Annotated in this window: 18 protein-coding genes; 4 read left to right on the forward strand and 14 right to left on the reverse strand. The window is 68.2% G+C overall.

The features are described 5' to 3' along the window. Nucleotides 1-24: 24 nt before the first annotated feature. The 3 genes from KHC23_RS08980 to KHC23_RS08990 are packed head-to-tail and all read right to left on the reverse strand — an operon-like array spanning nt 25 to nt 2764. Entirely contained in the window at nt 25-1428 is a 1404-nt protein-coding gene (locus KHC23_RS08980; protein ID WP_213371641.1) for an ATP-binding protein, read from the reverse strand. Continuing rightward, a complete protein-coding gene (locus tag KHC23_RS08985; RefSeq protein WP_271188602.1) occupies nt 1425-2165 on the reverse strand; it encodes a response regulator in 741 nt (246 codons plus the stop codon). Before KHC23_RS08985 ends, KHC23_RS08980 begins: the two co-directional genes overlap by 4 nt. Before the next feature lie 14 nt (nt 2166-2179). After that, nucleotides 2180-2764, reverse strand: coding sequence for a MarR family winged helix-turn-helix transcriptional regulator (locus tag KHC23_RS08990; protein ID WP_213371645.1), 585 nt, complete (start codon nt 2762-2764; stop codon nt 2180-2182). Nucleotides 2765-3014: 250 nt separating this feature from the next. Here KHC23_RS08990 and KHC23_RS08995 point away from each other — a divergent pair, with 250 nt between their 5' ends. Next, nucleotides 3015-3905, forward strand: a complete 891-nt coding sequence (locus KHC23_RS08995; protein WP_213371647.1) for a branched-chain amino acid aminotransferase — start codon at nt 3015-3017, stop codon at nt 3903-3905. Nucleotides 3906-4078: 173 nt separating this feature from the next. On the opposite strand, the gene KHC23_RS09000 is transcribed toward KHC23_RS08995, so the two are convergent. The 4 genes from KHC23_RS09000 to uvrC form a co-directional block, all read right to left on the reverse strand. Continuing rightward, entirely contained in the window at nt 4079-4537 is a 459-nt protein-coding gene (locus KHC23_RS09000; RefSeq protein WP_213371649.1) for a molybdenum cofactor biosynthesis protein MoaE, read from the reverse strand. Nucleotides 4538-4552: 15 nt separating this feature from the next. After that, nucleotides 4553-4804 (reverse strand): molybdopterin converting factor subunit 1, encoded by a 252-nt coding sequence (gene moaD, locus KHC23_RS09005; RefSeq protein ID WP_213371651.1) that lies wholly within the window; start codon nt 4802-4804, stop codon nt 4553-4555. Continuing rightward, complete coding sequence (pgsA, locus tag KHC23_RS09010) at nt 4801-5394, reverse strand: CDP-diacylglycerol--glycerol-3-phosphate 3-phosphatidyltransferase (protein ID WP_213371653.1); 594 nt, start codon at nt 5392-5394, stop codon at nt 4801-4803. The genes moaD and pgsA overlap by 4 nt, the downstream gene beginning before the upstream one ends. 192 nt (nt 5395-5586) lie before the next feature. Beyond that, nucleotides 5587-7701: an excinuclease ABC subunit UvrC gene (gene uvrC, locus KHC23_RS09015; RefSeq protein ID WP_213371655.1), complete on the reverse strand. Its 2115-nt coding sequence runs from the start codon at nt 7699-7701 to the stop codon at nt 5587-5589. Nucleotides 7702-7853: 152 nt separating this feature from the next. On the opposite strand from uvrC, the gene KHC23_RS09020 reads away from it, so the two are divergent. Continuing rightward, entirely contained in the window at nt 7854-8789 is a 936-nt protein-coding gene (locus KHC23_RS09020) for a DMT family transporter (protein WP_213371657.1), read from the forward strand. 34 nt (nt 8790-8823) lie between these two features. Here the strand turns inward: KHC23_RS09020 and KHC23_RS09025 are convergent, their stop codons facing one another. Next, nucleotides 8824-9624 carry an SDR family oxidoreductase gene (locus tag KHC23_RS09025; protein ID WP_213371659.1) on the reverse strand — a complete coding sequence of 267 codons (801 nt, stop codon included), beginning with the start codon at nt 9622-9624 and terminating at the stop codon, nt 8824-8826. Nucleotides 9625-10016: 392 nt separating this feature from the next. Here KHC23_RS09025 and KHC23_RS09030 point away from each other — a divergent pair, with 392 nt between their 5' ends. Together KHC23_RS09030 and KHC23_RS09035 are read left to right on the forward strand one after the other, a co-directional pair. After that, nucleotides 10017-10628 carry an outer membrane protein gene (locus KHC23_RS09030; protein ID WP_213371660.1) on the forward strand — a complete coding sequence of 204 codons (612 nt, stop codon included), beginning with the start codon at nt 10017-10019 and terminating at the stop codon, nt 10626-10628. A 346-nt stretch (nt 10629-10974) separates the two neighbouring features. Beyond that, on the forward strand, nt 10975-11619 hold the full coding sequence (locus KHC23_RS09035) for an outer membrane protein (RefSeq protein WP_213371662.1): 645 nt from the start codon (nt 10975-10977) through the stop codon (nt 11617-11619). A 128-nt stretch (nt 11620-11747) separates the two neighbouring features. Here KHC23_RS09035 and KHC23_RS09040 read toward each other — a convergent pair whose 3' ends face one another. The 6 genes from KHC23_RS09040 to KHC23_RS09065 all read right to left on the reverse strand — a co-directional run bounded on the left by KHC23_RS09040 (nt 11748) and on the right by KHC23_RS09065 (nt 15364). Continuing rightward, nucleotides 11748-12356 carry a glutathione S-transferase family protein gene (locus KHC23_RS09040; protein WP_213371664.1) on the reverse strand — a complete coding sequence of 203 codons (609 nt, stop codon included), beginning with the start codon at nt 12354-12356 and terminating at the stop codon, nt 11748-11750. Nucleotides 12357-12458: 102 nt separating this feature from the next. Continuing rightward, a complete protein-coding gene (locus KHC23_RS09045) occupies nt 12459-12674 on the reverse strand; it encodes a cold-shock protein (protein ID WP_144342281.1) in 216 nt (71 codons plus the stop codon). A gap of 102 nt (nt 12675-12776) precedes the next feature. Then, on the reverse strand, nt 12777-13652 hold the full coding sequence (locus KHC23_RS09050) for a 23S rRNA (adenine(2030)-N(6))-methyltransferase RlmJ (RefSeq protein ID WP_213371666.1): 876 nt from the start codon (nt 13650-13652) through the stop codon (nt 12777-12779). A gap of 8 nt (nt 13653-13660) precedes the next feature. Further along, on the reverse strand, nt 13661-14332 hold the full coding sequence (locus KHC23_RS09055; protein WP_271188603.1) for a ribonuclease T2 family protein: 672 nt from the start codon (nt 14330-14332) through the stop codon (nt 13661-13663). Beyond that, entirely contained in the window at nt 14329-14913 is a 585-nt protein-coding gene (locus tag KHC23_RS09060) for a hypothetical protein (protein ID WP_213371670.1), read from the reverse strand. Before KHC23_RS09060 ends, KHC23_RS09055 begins: the two co-directional genes overlap by 4 nt. A 97-nt stretch (nt 14914-15010) precedes the next feature. Beyond that, complete coding sequence (locus KHC23_RS09065; protein WP_213371671.1) at nt 15011-15364, reverse strand: cupin domain-containing protein; 354 nt, start codon at nt 15362-15364, stop codon at nt 15011-15013. Nucleotides 15365-15479: the final 115 nt, after the last annotated feature.

Raw genomic sequence — 15479 nt, forward strand, 5'->3', positions numbered from 1 at the left:
AACCCGGCTTTCACCGGACGGGCTCTAGACCGGTATCCTTATCGCCGCGCGCAGGCCGCCAAGCGGGCTCTCGCCGAGAATGACGTCGCCGCCATGGGCGCGGGCGGCGTCGCGGGCGATGGTCAGGCCGAGGCCCGAGCCGCCGGCATCCTGGTTGCGCGCCTCGTCGAGGCGGAAGAACGGCCGGAACACGTCCTCGCGCAGCGCGGGGGCGATGCCGGGCCCGTCATCGTCGACGGCGACGGTGAGCCAGCGCTCGTCGCGCGTGCCGCTAAGCGCGATGCGCGAGCCATGGCGCCCGGCATTGCCGACCAGATTGGCGAGGCAGCGGCGGAACGCATCCAGCCGCACCATGACCATGGGGTCGCCGGTATAGCTGGCGGTGACCTTCGCGCCATGGCGCTCGGCGTTGACGCGCGCTTCCTCGATCAGCCGCGCCACATCCGCCACCACCGGCGGCTCGCCGACGTCTTCGCGGGCGAAGGCGAGATAGGCCTCCAGCATGCTCTGCAATTCGTCGACATCCCTGCGCAGCGCCTCGGTGTCGGCGGAATCGCCGAACAGCGCCAGTTCCAGCTTGAAGCGGGTGAGGATGGTGCGCATGTCGTGGCTGACGCCGGCCAGCATGGTGGTGCGCTGCTCGATCTGCCGTTCGATGCGGCGCTTCATCTCAAGGAAGGCCAGCGCCGCGCCGCGCACCTCGCGCGCGCCGCGCGGGCGGAAGCCGGCGACGTCGCGCCCCTTGCCGAAGGCGATGGCGGCGTCGGCCAGCGCCTCGATCGGCTTGATCTGGTTGCGCAGGAACAGGATGGCGACGGCCATCAGCACCAGCGCGGTGCCGACCATCCACAACAGGAAGATGTGCGAGTTCGACAGATAGGCCTGGCTGCGGCGGGCGAACACGCGAATCACCATGCCGTCCATCTGCACTCGCACCTCGATGAGGTTCGAATTGCCGACGGTATCGGTCCAGAACGGCCGGTGCAGCCGCTTCGCCAACTCCCCGGTGAAGGCCGAATCGAGGATGGAGAAGAAGGGCTTCGGGCCGGGCGGCGGCAGGCGCTCGCCGGGCAGGAAATCGACGGTGAGGCCCATGGAGATCTGCGCGATGCGCTTGATCCGGTTCTGGTCTTCCTCGGTCGGGAAGGCGACGGCAAGCTGGGTGACGGCGGCGATATCCTGCGACACCGCGGCCGAGAGGCGGCGCGTGACCGTGTTGTAGTGGCGCTCCATGAAGACGAAGGCGAGCACCGACTGCAGGATCACCACCGGCGTGACGATGATGATGAGCGAACGGGCGAACAGCCCCTTCGGCATGATGCGGTTGAACCACGCGCCGAAGCGGGCATTGTTCTCGCGCATGCGCCGCTGGGTCATGCGCAGCCGCGCGCGGGCGGCGCCGACGACGCTGGTGTCGAGCACGCTCAAGGGGCGACGACCAGCCGGTAGCCCACGCCCCGCACCGTCTGCACATAGGCGGGATTGGCCGGGTCGCGCTCGATCTTGCGACGCAGCCGGTTGACCTGCACGTCCACCGCGCGGTCACCGGCGGCGACGCCGGGCGCGACCAGGTCCTGGCGCGGCACGGTCTGGCCCGGCGCCTCGCCGAGCACGCGCAGCATGTCGCGTTCGCGGTCGGTGAGACGTACCGGATCGCCCTCGCGGGTCAGTTCGCCGCGCGCGAGATGGAAGGCGAAGGGGCCGAAGCGTACGGTTTCGATCGCCTGCGCTGGCGGGGTGGCCGAGCGCTTGATGATGTTGCCGATCCGCAGCAGCAGTTCGCGCGGTTCGAACGGCTTGGCGAGGTAGTCGTCGGCGCCGATTTCCAGCCCCTCAATGCGGTCGCCGGCATCGGACCGCGCGGTGAGCATGAGGATCGGCACCGCCGAGGTCTCGCGCACGGTGCGGGCGAGGTCGAAGCCGGTCTCGCCGGGCATCATCACGTCGAGGATGAGCAGGTCGAAGGTGAGGCCGGCGAGGCGCGCGCGGGCGTCGCCGCCCGATTCCGCCGTGGTCACCCGATAGCCGTGCTCGCTGAGGAAGCGCGACAGCAGGTCGCGGATGCGCCGGTCGTCGTCGACGATGAGAAGATGGAAGGCGTCGTCGGCGGGCATGGTGCGGGCGTTCCTTGCAGCCGCAACCGGGCTTCGGCTGGAGTCGAGCATCGCGTTTCCCCCCGTCAGCCGGCCGTGGGGCCGCGGACGAGGCTGCGCGCCTCCACCGCCTGATCGGCGCGGGCGATAAGCTTTTCCGTCGGGCTGCGATCTTCGGGGTCGATCATGGCGACAAGAAAGCGGCGCACGAGATCGCGCGAATCCGTGCCGCTCTCCTCCAGCGCCCGTTGGATGCGCCGGGACTGGATGGCGACGAATTCCCGCGTCAGCTCCTCGCCCTTCGGCGTCAGATAGAGCAGGCGCTGGCGGCGGTCGGAAGCGCCGGCGCGGCTGTCGATGAAGCCCTGATCGACCAGTTCCCGCAGCACCCGGCCGAGGCTCTGCTTGGTGATGCGCAGGATGTCGAGCAGGTCGGTGACGCGCATGCCGGGGTGCCGATTGACGAAATGCAGCACGCGGTGATGCGCGCGGCCGAAGCCGAAGCCATGCAGTATCTCGTCGGGATCGCTGACGAAATTCCGGTAGGCAAAGAACAGGAGCTCGATCAGGTCGAGCATCGGCTCGCCCTCCGCGGCAGCGGGCGGGCGCGTGGCAGCGGCCGGGTCGCTCTTGCCCGGGCGCGCATTCAGCGAGACATTTATGTCAGCCATGTTGACTTTTTTCGTTATGATCGTTACTCAGATGTCCCGTTCAACGAAAGGATCGTTCGGGTGACCGACCGATCCGCTCCGGAACAGGATCGTGTCGACCCCGCTCTTCGGAGCGGCGAACGATAATGGGACTTCGGCCGCGAGGCAAAGCGTCGCGCTCTCGTGTAACAGGCCGAGGCCACATGCCGAAGGAACAGGAGGGCTCCGGCGCCACCCATGGCGCGTCGGCGCCCCGGTTGGGAGACTTACCATGGCGAGCGAACCTTTCGACAAACGCAGCGGCTGGATCTGGTATGACGGCGCCTTCGTGCCCTGGCAGGACGCGCAGGTTCATGTACTGACCCACGGGCTGCATTATGGCAGCTGCGTCTTCGAAGGCGAGCGCGCCTATGGCGGCGAGATCTTCAAGCTCGACGAGCACACGGCGCGGCTGAAGGAAAGCGCCCGGCTGCTCGACTTCGAGATTCCCTACAGCGAGGACGAGATCAGCGCCGCCTGCCGCGAATTGCTGACGCGGCAGAAGCTGACCGACGCCTATCTGCGCCCGGTCGCCTGGCGCGGCTCGGACATGATGGGCGTTTCGGCGCAGGCCAACCAGATTCACCTCGCCATCGCGGCGTGGGAATGGCCGAGCTATTTCGACCCGGCGCAGCGGCTGAAGGGCATCCGCATCGGCATGGCGAAGTACCGCCGTCCCGACCCGCTGACCGCGCCCTCGACCTCCAAGGCCGCTGGGCTCTACATGATCTGCACTATCTCCAAGCACGCCGCCGAGCGCGAGGGCTATGCCGACGCGCTGATGCTGGACTGGCGCGGCCGGGTGGCCGAGTGCACCGGCGCCAACGTCTTCTTCGTCAAGGACGGGGTGATCCACACGCCGGAGGCCGACGCGTTCCTGAACGGCATCACCCGCCAGACGGTGATGGCGCTGGCCAAGCGTCGCGGCTTCGAGGTGGTGGAGCGGGCGATCATGCCGGAGGAACTGCCGAGCTTCGACGAGTGCTTCATAACCGGCACCGCCGCCGAGGTGACGCCGGTGTCCGAGATCGCCGGCCAGCACTTCCAGCCCGGCGCGGTGACCACGGCGCTGCTGGAGGACTACATGTCCGAGGTGCAGCCGAAGAAGGCCAAGGCGGCCTGAGGGTCGCAAAGATCGCAGAATGGAAATGCCGGCCTTAGGGCCGGCATTTTTCGTTTGTCCGGCTGTTTCGTCGTCATCCCGGCCGCAGGGCGGAGAGCCGGATGGCTTCCCAATCTGCCAACGATCCCGGATCGGCCTGCGGCCGTCCGGGATGACGGGCACTGCGACACGATCTAGTTCCACCGCTCCGCCGCCGCGTCGTCATCGTCCTTGGCGGCGACCCAGCCGTTGCCGTCGTCGCGCTCTTCCATCTTCCAGAACGGGGCGCTGGTCTTCAGCCAGTCCATCAGGAATTCGGCGGCCTCGAAGGCGGCGGTACGGTGGGCCGAGGCGGTGACGACGAGAACGATGTTGTCGCCCGGCACCATGCGCCCATAGCGGTGGATCACCGTGGCGCCGACGAGCGGCCAGCGGGCGCGGGCTTGCTCGACCAGACGGCCGATCTCCTCTTCCGCCATGCCGGGATAGTGCTCCAGCGTCAGCGCGATAAGCGGTGCGCCGCCCGGCGCGTCCTGGGCCCGGCACAGGCCGGCGAAGGTGACGAGGGCGCCGATATCGGTGCGCCCGCGCGCCAGCGCCGACGCTTCCGTGGCCGCATCGAAATCCTGCGCCTGTATGCGGACGGTGAACATGCTCACCTCGCGGGTTCAGCCGCCCGTCATGGGCGGGAAGAAGGCCACTTCGCGGGCGGCGCCCAGCGGTGCATCGGGCCGGGCGTGCCGCCGGTCGAGCGCGGCCCGCACGATGCGCGGATTTTCGAAGGCGTGGGCATAGCCCTCGCCGCGGGTGCCGAGAAAAGTGGCGAGGTCGGCGACGGTGCGCACCGCCTCCGGCAGATCGATCTCTTCCGTCTCGATCCCGATGCGCTCGCGCACCCAGGCGAAATAGAGGATCTTCACCGGTCGTCCTCGATCAGATGGCGCGCGCCGGCACGGAAATAGTCCCAGCCGGTATAGAGCGTCAGCAGCGCCGCGATCCACAGCAGCACGATGCCGAACAGGGTGATGCCGGGCGCCAGCTTGTCGGCGGCCGGGCCGGCGAGCAGCACCGCCACCGCCACCAGCTGCGCCGTGGTCTTCCATTTGGCGAGCCGGGTGACAGGTACGCTGACCCGCAGCTCGACCAGAAACTCGCGCAGGCCCGAGACCAGCAGTTCCCGGCACAGGATCACCACCGCCGCCCATAGCGACCAGCCGCGAATCGTGCCGTCGGAGGCCAGCATCAGCAGCGAGGTGGAAACCAGCAGCTTGTCGGCGATCGGGTCCAGCATGCGGCCGATGGCGGATTGCTGCGACCAGGCGCGGGCGAGATAGCCGTCGAAGAAATCGGTGACGGCGGCGACGACATAGATGGCGAGCGCCACCCAGCGCAGCCAAACCCCGCCCTCGAAAATATCCGACCAGAACAGGCAGGCGGCCACCAGCGGCACTGCCACGCAGCGGCCATAGGTGAGCAGGTTGGGCAAAGAGAAGGCGTGACCGCGAGTCACCTTGACCGGCTCCCGTAGCGTTTGCGGCTGTGATGCGACATCGACCATGCTGTGCCGGCTCCCTTCACAGGCAGGTAAACACGCCGACCCCGAACGTCAATCGCGTCCGGGTGCCTGTGTGCGATCCTGTGGCGCTTTCACCATGCGGCAGCGCTGTGGCCATCCCGTGACGCCGACGGGCCGAGGGGCGGTTCATGTCGGTTTGGCGTGAAAGAAATCGTAGACGGCACGCGCGGTTGCCGCGTTGACTCCCGGAACGCCTTCGAGATCGGCGAGCGAGGCGCGCTCGATCGCCTTCAGCGTGCCGAAATGGTGCAGCAGGGCGCGCTTGCGCGTCGGCCCGATGCCGGGAATTTCCTGCAGGCCGCTCTGGGTGATGTCCTTCTTGCGGCGGGCGCGGTGCGAGCCGATGGCGAAGCGGTGCGCCTCGTCGCGCAGGCGCTGCACGAAATACAGCACCGGGTCGCGCGGCTCCAGCCGGAACGGCTCGCGGCCGTCGATATAGAAGGTTTCGCGGCCGGCGTCGCGGTCGGGGCCCTTGGCGACGCCGACCATCGGCACGTCGGTGACGCCGAGCCCGGCGAGGGTCTCGCGCGCGGCCTTGAGCTGGCCGGGACCGCCATCGATGAGCAGCAGGTCGGGCCAGGCGGAAGAGGTCGCGGAGGCTTCCCTGTCGGAGCCTTCGTCCTCGGCGCCTTCCCTTTCCCCGCCGGGGAGAGACGGCACGCCAGGTGGATCGGTCGGGGGAAGGACGTTGGCCACGTCCGGCGCGGTTTCCCCCTCGGGGAGAGGCGACAGAGCGCGCGGGTTCTCCTTCAGCAGGCGCGCGAAGCGGCGGGTCAGCACCTCGCGCATCATGCCGTAATCGTCGCCGGGGGTCAGCTCGGTCGAGCGGATGTTGAACTTGCGGTACTGGCTCTTGGCGAAGCCCTCGGGTCCGGCGACGATCATGCCGCCGACCGCGTTAGAGCCCATGATGTGGCTGTTGTCGTACACCTCGATGCGCGCCGGCGGCGCCTTGAGGTCGAAGGCGCGGGCGAGTTCCTCCAGCAGCCGGGCCTGGCTGGCGCTTTCCGCCAGCTTGCGGCCGAGCGCCTCGCGGGCGTTCTGCAGGGCGTGCTCGACCAGTTCGCGCTTCTCGCCGCGCCTGGGTGCCGCCACCTCGACGCGGTGGCCGGCGCGGGTGGAGAGCGCCTCCTCCAGCAGTTCGCGCTCGGCGATGTCGTGGCTGATGAGCACGAGGCGCGGGCAGGGCTTGTCCTCGTAGAACTGGGCGAGGAAGGATTCCAGCACCTCGCCGATCCCCAGCGTCCGGTCGGCGCGCGGATACAGCGCGTGGTTGCCCCAGTTCTGGCCGGTGCGGAAGAAGAACACCTGCACGCAGGTCGCCCCGCCTTCCTGATGGATGGCGAAGACGTCCGCCTCCTCCACCGAGCGCGGGTTGATGCCCTGCGTGCCCTGCACCGCGGAGAGGGCGGCGAGACGGTCGCGCAGCGCGGCGGCGCGCTCGAATTCCAGCTCCTGCGCGGCGATTTCCATCTCGCGGGCAAGCTGCTCCTTCACCGCCTTGCTGCGGCCCGAGAGGAAGTCGCGCGCCTCGCGGACATATTCGGCGTAGTCGGTGTGGCTGACCTCGCCGGTGCAGGGGCCGGCGCAGCGCTTGATCTGGAACAGCAGGCAGGGCCGGGTGCGGGCCTCGTAGAAGCTGTCCGAGCAGGAGCGCACCAGGAACGCCTTCTGCAGCGCGTTGATGGTGCGGTTTACCGCCCATACCGAGGCGAAGGGGCCGTAATAGTCGCCCGGGCGGTTGCGCGCGCCACGGTGCTTGGTGATCTGCGGCGAGACGTGGTCACGGGTGATGAGGATATAGGGAAACGACTTGTCGTCGCGCAGCAGCACGTTGAAGCGCGGGCGCAGCTGCTTGATGAGGTTGGCCTCCAGCAGCAGCGCTTCGGTCTCGGTGCCGGTGGAGACGAACTCCATCTCCATGGTGGCCGCCACCATGCGCATGATGCGGGCGGTGAGCCCCGTGGGGCGAGTATAGGCGACGATGCGCCGCTTGATACTCTTGGCCTTGCCGACATAGAGCACGGCACCGCCCTCGCCGACCATGCGGTAGACGCCGGGGCCGTTCGGCGCGTGCTTGATCGCCCGTGCAATGGCGGCGCGGCCCATGGCGACGGAACCCGGCGCGGGCTCCGCCTCCTCGGGCAGGTCGGCAAGGAGGGCCTCGTCCGGATCGAGTTCGGCGATGTCGGAATCGTCGGCGTCGAGGTCGGGCGCGTCGCGGGTCGGTCGGGCGATCATGGGTCCCTAGATACGTATTCGCGGCGACCGCGAACAGGGGGGCGCGCGCGTGTTCCCGCCACGGCACAGGGCGCGAAAATGCATCGGGCGCCGGATGGCCATGCGCCGGCACCCGATGTCAGCGCCGGGAAAAGGGTCTAAGGGAGCGGACCATGTCCAGCTCCGGCAACGCCGTATCCCATCCGCCTCTGCCCCTGACCGGCTACGCCTTCGGCGCCGGCGGCGCGATCCTGTTCGCCTCCAAGGGCATCATCATCAAGCTCGCCTATGCCGAGGGAATCGATCCCGAGACACTGCTGGCGCTGCGCATGGCGTTCTCGCTGCCCTTCTACCTCGTCATCGGCGCGGTGGCGCTGCTGCGGCTGCGGGCGAGGGGCGAGCCGATGCCCGGTGCCCGGCTGGTGGTGCAGTCGGCCCTTGTCGGGGCGCTGGGCTACTGGCTGGCCAGCTATCTCGATTTCGCCGGGCTGCAATATATCTCCGCCTCGTTCAGCCGGCTGATCCTCTTCACCTATCCGCTCTATGTGGCGCTGCTCGGGGCATTGCTGTTCGCCCAGCCGATCCGGCCCAAGGCGATGCTCGCCTTCGCGGTGAGCTATGGCGGGCTCGCGCTCATCTTCCTGCAGAACGTCGCCGCCATGGGTTCGGACGTGGTGAAGGGCGCGGTGCTGGTGACGCTGGCGGCGGTCAGCTTCGCGCTCTACCAGCTCTGCGCCCGCTCGCTGCTGCAGCGGGTCGGTTCCGGCCTTTTCACCTGCATCGCCATGATTTCCGCCTCGGTCATGGCGATCGGCCAGTTCGCGGTGATGCGGCCGGTGGAGGCGCTGATGGTGTCTCCGCACGGGCTGACGCTGGCGGTGCTGGTGGCCATCGGCGCCACCGTGCTGCCGACCTTCCTGATGAACGCGGCGCTCAAGCGTATCTCGGCGCAGGCCAATTCGATGATCAGCACGGTGAGCCCGGTGGCGACGATGGTGCTGGCCGTGCTCTTTCTCGGCGAGACCGCGAGCGTGCCGGAAATCGCCGGCGCGGCGCTGGTGATGATCAGCATCGGCTGGTTCACGCTGAGCGACGCACGGCGGCGCTGACTGCCGGCGGCGCCGGCTTCCGGGGCATGGCGGCTCAGTCGTCCTCGACATCCGCCGTGCGCCAGGCAAGGTGCTGGCCGCCATCGACCGCGATCATCTGGCCGGTGACGCTGGTTGCGCGCGCCAGATAGGCCACCGCTTCGGCGATCTCCTGCGGGCCGGGTCCGCGCCCCAGCAGCACCGCGGCGGACTGGCGGGCGAAGGCGTCGCCGTCCTGCCGGCCATTGGCGAGCGTCGGGCCAGGGCCGACGCCATTGACGCGCACCTGCGGGGCGAGGGCCTGCGCGAGCATCCTGGTCGCCGCCCATAGGGCGTCCTTGGCGACGGCATAGGAGAAATAGGCGGGTGTCGGCTTCAGCACCCGCTGGTCGATGAGGTTGACGATGGCGCCCGGTGCACCCTCCGGCAGTTGCGCCGCGAAGGCGCGGGCGAGGAACACCGGGGCGCGCAGATTGACCGCCATGTGCCGGTCCCACAGCGCTGGGTCCAGGCACCCGACCGTGTCGGGATGGAATTCCGAGGCGTTGTTGACCAGCAGGGCGAGCGGCCCGAGCCCCGCCACCGCGGCGGGAACGAGGCCCTCCACCGCGCCGGCATCGGCGAGTTCGGCGGCGATGACGCAGACCCGCGCGCCGGCGGCCTCCAGCGCCGCCCGAGTCGCCTCGGCGGCGGTGCCGGGGCGGCGCACATGCAGCGCGATGTCGTAGCCCTCGGCCGCAAGGCGCAGGCTGATGGCGCGGCCGATGCGCACCGCGCCGCCAGTGACGAGAGCGACAGGACGGCGCGGCGGACGCGCGCCGGGCGAGGACAGGGGAGGCGAAGCGGGGGCGGTCATCTCATCCCAATGAGCGATGCTGCGGGGCGGCCGGCGATCGGACCGGGCGTCGTTCACTGAGGATACGGTAACCGATGGTGGGTGGATGACGGAGTCTGCCCCTTGTCCGGTATTTTGATGCGGGCGACGTCGCCTCTCCTCAGCCATGCCTGTACCGAGCGGGCGATCTTCTACCTTCTGCGGCAAGGTGCTTTCGCTTCGGATTCAAGCTTCTAAATTATTGAGTTCGGTATTCGAGTATATATCTCAGTATACCGTTCGTTAACCATAATGTAGTCTTTCAAACAAAGGCGCGGTTTCGGACATATATTTATCGTGTCGTCAGACTTATCTCGGTGCCGAGGGTGGTTGCACGCCGGTCTGCGGCCGGAATCGAGATTTGGGAGACGATCATGAAGAACAGCATTTTTGCCGGCCTCGGGGTTGTCGCCCTGATGGCGGCGCCGGCGGCGGCGGCGGACCTGTCCTATCCCGCGCCGGCCACGGAAGCCTACGCGCCGATGCCGGTGTTCACCTGGACCGGTTTCTATATCGGCGCCAATGCCGGCTATGGCTGGGGCACGGCGGACTATTCGCCGGATGTCGACGGCTTCCTCGGCGGCCTGCAGGCCGGCTATAACTGGCAGGGTAGCGGCCCGCTGGTGCTCGGCGTCGAGACCGACATCCAGTATGCCGACATTTCCAGCTCGGTGTTCACGCTGGACTATTTCGGCACGGTGCGGGCGCGCCTCGGCTTCGCCTTCGACCAGTTCCTGGTCTATGGCACGGGCGGCTTCGCCTATGGCGGCGGCAGTTATGAGCGGCTCGGCCTTTCCAACGACCGCAATCATTTCGGCTGGACCATCGGCGGCGGCGCCGAATACGCCATCGACCGCAACTGGAGCGTCAAGGGCGAGTACATGTATGTCGACCTCGGCGAGGAGACCTATGCGACGATCGCCGGTCCCCGCGATGTCGGCACCACCGCCAACATTCTGCGCGCCGGCGTGAATTATCGCTTCTGACCGGCGCGACTCCTCCCACCGGCGGACAAAACCAGCGGCCGCATCCTTCTTGTCGAGGGTGCGGCCGTCGTGTTTGTGACATCGAAGCCACAGTGCTCGACGATGTTTGTCGGATGATGGCGAAAATATTGCAGTCTACACGGTTCTGTGAATGCCCCTTCCGGGTATGTAATCGAACAGTCATGGGGCTTTGCCCGGTTTCGGTCCGGCAATGCTCCCTGAGAGGGGCGGCAATTGCGGCGATCCTGCCCCAATCCAGCCCTCGACATGCCAAGCTGGGCTTCTACCTCACTCTTCGAAACGCATGCGTTCCCCTGGTTCTCAGGTTCTTTCGGAGAGTATCCCTATGAAGAAGATCATCTGCTCGGGCGTTGCCGCGGTCGCCCTTCTCGCCGCCGCCCCGGCCTTCGCCGCAGACATCGCGCAGCCTTACCCGACCAAGGCTCCGCCGATGGTGGTCGAGCCGGTGTTCACCTGGACGGGCTTCTATCTCGGCGCCAATGCCGGCTATGCTTGGGGCTCGGGCGAAAGTGGGGCGGAAATCATCGGCCTCGACCCCTCGGGCTTCCTCGGCGGCGGCCAGATCGGCGTGAACTACCAGTTCGACAACAATGTAGTGCTGGGCGCCGAAGCCGATTTCCAAGGCTCGGACATCAAGGATTCCTACGCCGGTTATGAGTCCAAGATGGACTATTTCGGCACCGTGCGCGCCCGCCTCGGCTACGCCTTCGGCAATGTGCTGCCCTACGTCACCGGCGGTCTCGCCTGGGGCCACACCGAGCTCAAGGACAACTATCTCGGCCTGTCCTCGGACAAGACGGCGGTTGGCTGGACGGTCGGTGGCGGCGTCGAGTACGCCTTCACCAACAACTGGACCGTCAAGGCCGAGTATCTCTACATGGATCTCGGCGAAGACTACTACGACAGCATCGGCTACAAGAGCGGCCTTACCGCCAATGTCGTGCGCGCGGGCGTGAACTACAAGTTCTGACGCCGCGCGGACGTTTGACGGCGACGAAGGCCCCGGATCGACGATCCGGGGCCATTTTCGTGGGACGCAACGGCGAGCGACCCAGCGGCCAGCGACCCGCCGGCCGGCGCCGGCGTGCCGCCGTGTGATCAAACCGGCGGGGTCGTTGCCTCGAAAGCAGGCACCCGTTCGGAAAAGGCATCCAGCCAGCCGACCAGTGCCGGATGGGCGGCGCGCCAGGTGCCGGCAAAGCGCAGGTCGAGATAGCCCAGCGCGCAGGCGACGGCGATTTCGCCGACATGCGCGGCGGCGGTGACCGGCAGAAGCGTGGGCGGCGCGGCCTCAAGGGCGGCGAGCCCGCGCGTCACCTTGCCGGCCTGATGGTCCATCCAGCGCGCGCCGTGGGTCCCGGGATCGCGGAAACGGCTTTCATAGACCTGCAGCAGCGCGGCGTCGGCGATGCCGTCACCCAGCGCCATCAGCGTCAGCGCGGCGATCCGCGCCTCGCCATGCGCCGGAATGAGCACCCCGCCGCCCGCCTGCATGTCGAGATAGTCCATGATCACCCGCGAGTCATAGATCGCCGCGCCCTCGTCGCGCAGCAAGACCGGAATCTTGCCGAGAGGATTCTGCGCGCGCAGCGGGTCTGCCGGATCGGAGGTGTCGGCGGCCACCACGTCGAGATGGAGGTCGCACAGAATGGCGCCGATCTTGACCTTGCGGCCGAACGGGGAAAGGGGGGAGGAGCGAAGCTTCATTGGGCCCGACGCTTGTTGGGGCCAACCGTCCCCGGTGCCGGAAGCCCGGTGACGCCTGCGCCCGGCCGTGGCGGGACGCCCCGGCCTCCGGCGGCAGACGTATCAGTCGGCCGGTTGAAGGTCGATGGCCTTCGGCCCCTTGCCCCGCTTGTCCGGCTCGACCTCGAAACTGACGCGCTGCCCTTCGGCCAGCGTGCCGAGCCCCGAGCGTGTCACGGCGGACACATGCACGAACACGTCGCGTCCGCCGTCATCCGGCCGGATGAAGCCGTAGCCCTTTTCGGTGTTGAAGAATTTGACGGTTCCCGTCGTCGCCATGCGCCTGCTCCTTACCCTCGGACGGCTGCGCCCCATCCGCCGGTTCCTTCCGCAGGCAGAATGAAGCAAGACCGATGCCGGATGATGACGGGCGGCGGGCGATCAGCGCTCCGGGGTCAGCCAGCCGACCCGCGCGCGGCCCGCCCCGTCGGTGGCAAGCACGGGCGCGAGCGCGCCCAGCAGTGTGCGCAGTTCCTCGGCGAGGGTGAAGGGCGGGTTGACCACGATGAGGCCGCAGCCGGTCATCGTGTCGGCCTGCCGCACCGTCCGCAGGTCGAACTGGATGTTCAGCGTTTTCGGGATGCCGGCGCGCTCGATCTCGCGGCGGAAGCCATCGACGGCCCGCACATCCTTGATTGGGTACCACAGCAGGTAGATGCCGCCGGACCAGCGCCGGAGCGCCTCGGCGAGGCCGTGGGCGAGGCGGTGGAACTCGCCCGGCTCCTCGAAGGGCGGGTCGACCAGCACCACGCCGCGCCGCTCCTTCGGCGGCAGATAGGCATTGAGCGCCTGCCAGCCATCGGTGGCCAGCACCTTGGCGCGGGGGTCGCGGCCGACCGCCTCCTCCAGCGCCGCGCGCACTCCGGGCTGGGTCTCGCAGAACAGCATTCGGTCCTGCGGGCGGGCGAGCACCTGGGCGAGCCGCGGCGAGCCGGGATAGCGGCGCAGTTGCCCGGCCAGAACCGAATCGTCCGGTGCCGCCTCGTTCACCGCCCGCACCGCTTCGAGCCACGGGGCGAGCAGTTCGCGGACGGCCGGGGTGAAGCGGGCGCGCAACACCGCCCCGATGCCGCCCTCCCACTCGCCGGTGCGGCGGGCCTCGTCGCCGGCGAGATCGTAGAGACCGGCGCCGGCATGGGTGTCGATGACGCGATAGGCGGCGTCCTTGCGGCCGAGATAGGCAAGGATGCGCGTCAGCACGACATGCTTGACGACATCGGCGAAATTGCCGGCATGGAAGGCGTGACGGTAGTTCATTACGTCCTCTAAGGCGCCCCGGCGCTCTCGCGCGACGGCGGCATCACCACCCGGCTGGCCCGGCAGGCGCGCCGGTCGACCTCCTCGCAGGGCGTGAAGCCGAGCGCGCGGTCCATGCAGATGCGCACCTCGGTGAGGCGGCGGCGGTCGCAGGCGACGGCGATCATGTCAGGCGCAAGGCCGGGATTGGCGGCGCGGAACGCGGCTTCGACCTCGCCGGGCGCGACCATGCGATAGTCGTCGAGGCGGCGGAACGCTTCCGGGATCGTCACGTGCCGATAGGCGCGGCGCACCGTGGCGAAATAGGCGGTGGCATCATCGCCCGAGCAGGTGCCGTGCTTGCGCCATTCGTGCAGTACCAGCCGGCGGCTCGGCATGATGTCGAGCATCGAGCGCAGCACCGGCTCGGGAACGAAAGGCGCGGGCACGAGGCAGTCCTGCGGCCAGCCGCGCTCATATTGCGGCCACAGCCCGTGCACCACGAAGGCGAAGGGGCGGGCGCGCCCGCATTGCGCCGGCTCGGCGCGTGCGCCCATCGCCTCGCAATAGGAGGGCGACCAGGAAAGGGTGAGCACGTAGTGATCGAACCGGCCCGGCTCGCCCTTCTGCTGGGCGCTGGTGGGCGTTGGGCACAGCAGCAGCGCGGCGAGGACCAGCCCCGCCGCCCGCGCCAGCCTCACGGACGGGCCATGCGGCAGTTCGGCGCGTAGGTCCAGGAACGGTCGAAGCCCTCGACGCACCATTCGACGCCCCAGGAGAAGCCGAGGAAGCCGCCATCTTCGATGATCGAATACCACACCGTGTGATGGCGCAGGCCGGAGACAACGGTCTTGGCACCCACCTTGCCGTCATAGGCGCCGCTGCCATAGGCGCCCTCGGTGCCGAAGCTGGGGGTGCCTTCGACACCGGAGACGATGACCTCGGCGCGGCAATAGCGGCGGGGCATGTATTCCTCGCCCCAGGGCCGGAAGGCGACCTCGCGGACACGGTCGATGCTGTCGATGGTGAGACTGGAATTCCAGAACCGCGATTCGGTGGTGGCGAAGTCCCGCTGGATCTTCGACAGCGCGGCCGGGGTGTCGCAGGCCGGCACATTGCCGCTGTAATTGGGGCCCGACAGCCAGAAATTCTTCTCGAAGAAATTGGCGGCCTTGGCGCTGCCAAGGGAGGCGGCCAGCGTGCCCGCGACGGCAAGGCCGAAAGCGGCCCGCACCGCCGCCCGCTTCACCCGTCCCGACTTACCCTTCAGTTCGGCCCGCATCGCACATCTCCCAGATACTGTGCGGCGAAGATGCGTCGCGTCCGCCGCAGGGTCAATGACGGCGAGGCCACACCCCGCCGGATTCGAGCACCGGCGTTCAGATGAGGCGGATGACATAATGCTTGCGGGTCGTCTCGACGACTTCCCACACGCCCTTGAAGCCTGGGCGAAGCACGAAGGTGTTGCCCGCCTTCACCGTGACCGGCGGTTCGCCATCCTCGTGCAGGATGGAGACGCCCTCAAGAATGGAGCAGAATTCCCATTCCTCGTAGTCCACGCGCCAGGCGCCGGGCGAGGACTGCCAGATGCCGGCGAACAGGGCGCCGTCCGGCAGTGTCTCAAGATTCCAGGTGAGGTGGCGGGGCGCGCCGGCGACGATGCGCTCGGCGAGCGGCTCGGTTTCCTCCGGTTCGCCGAGGCTGGCGGGATCGAAGGAAAGCAGGAACGACATGACAGACCTCGCGGTGGGCGCCGGTCTTCCGGCGGTCGGAAACAAGAGCGGCGCGGGCATCCTGATGGATGCGCCGCGCCGTCTCAAGCTGCTTCAATGCCCCCCAGCATCGAAG

This window comes from Ancylobacter dichloromethanicus (assembly GCF_018390645.1).
Taxonomy (GTDB): domain Bacteria; phylum Pseudomonadota; class Alphaproteobacteria; order Rhizobiales; family Xanthobacteraceae; genus Ancylobacter; species Ancylobacter dichloromethanicus.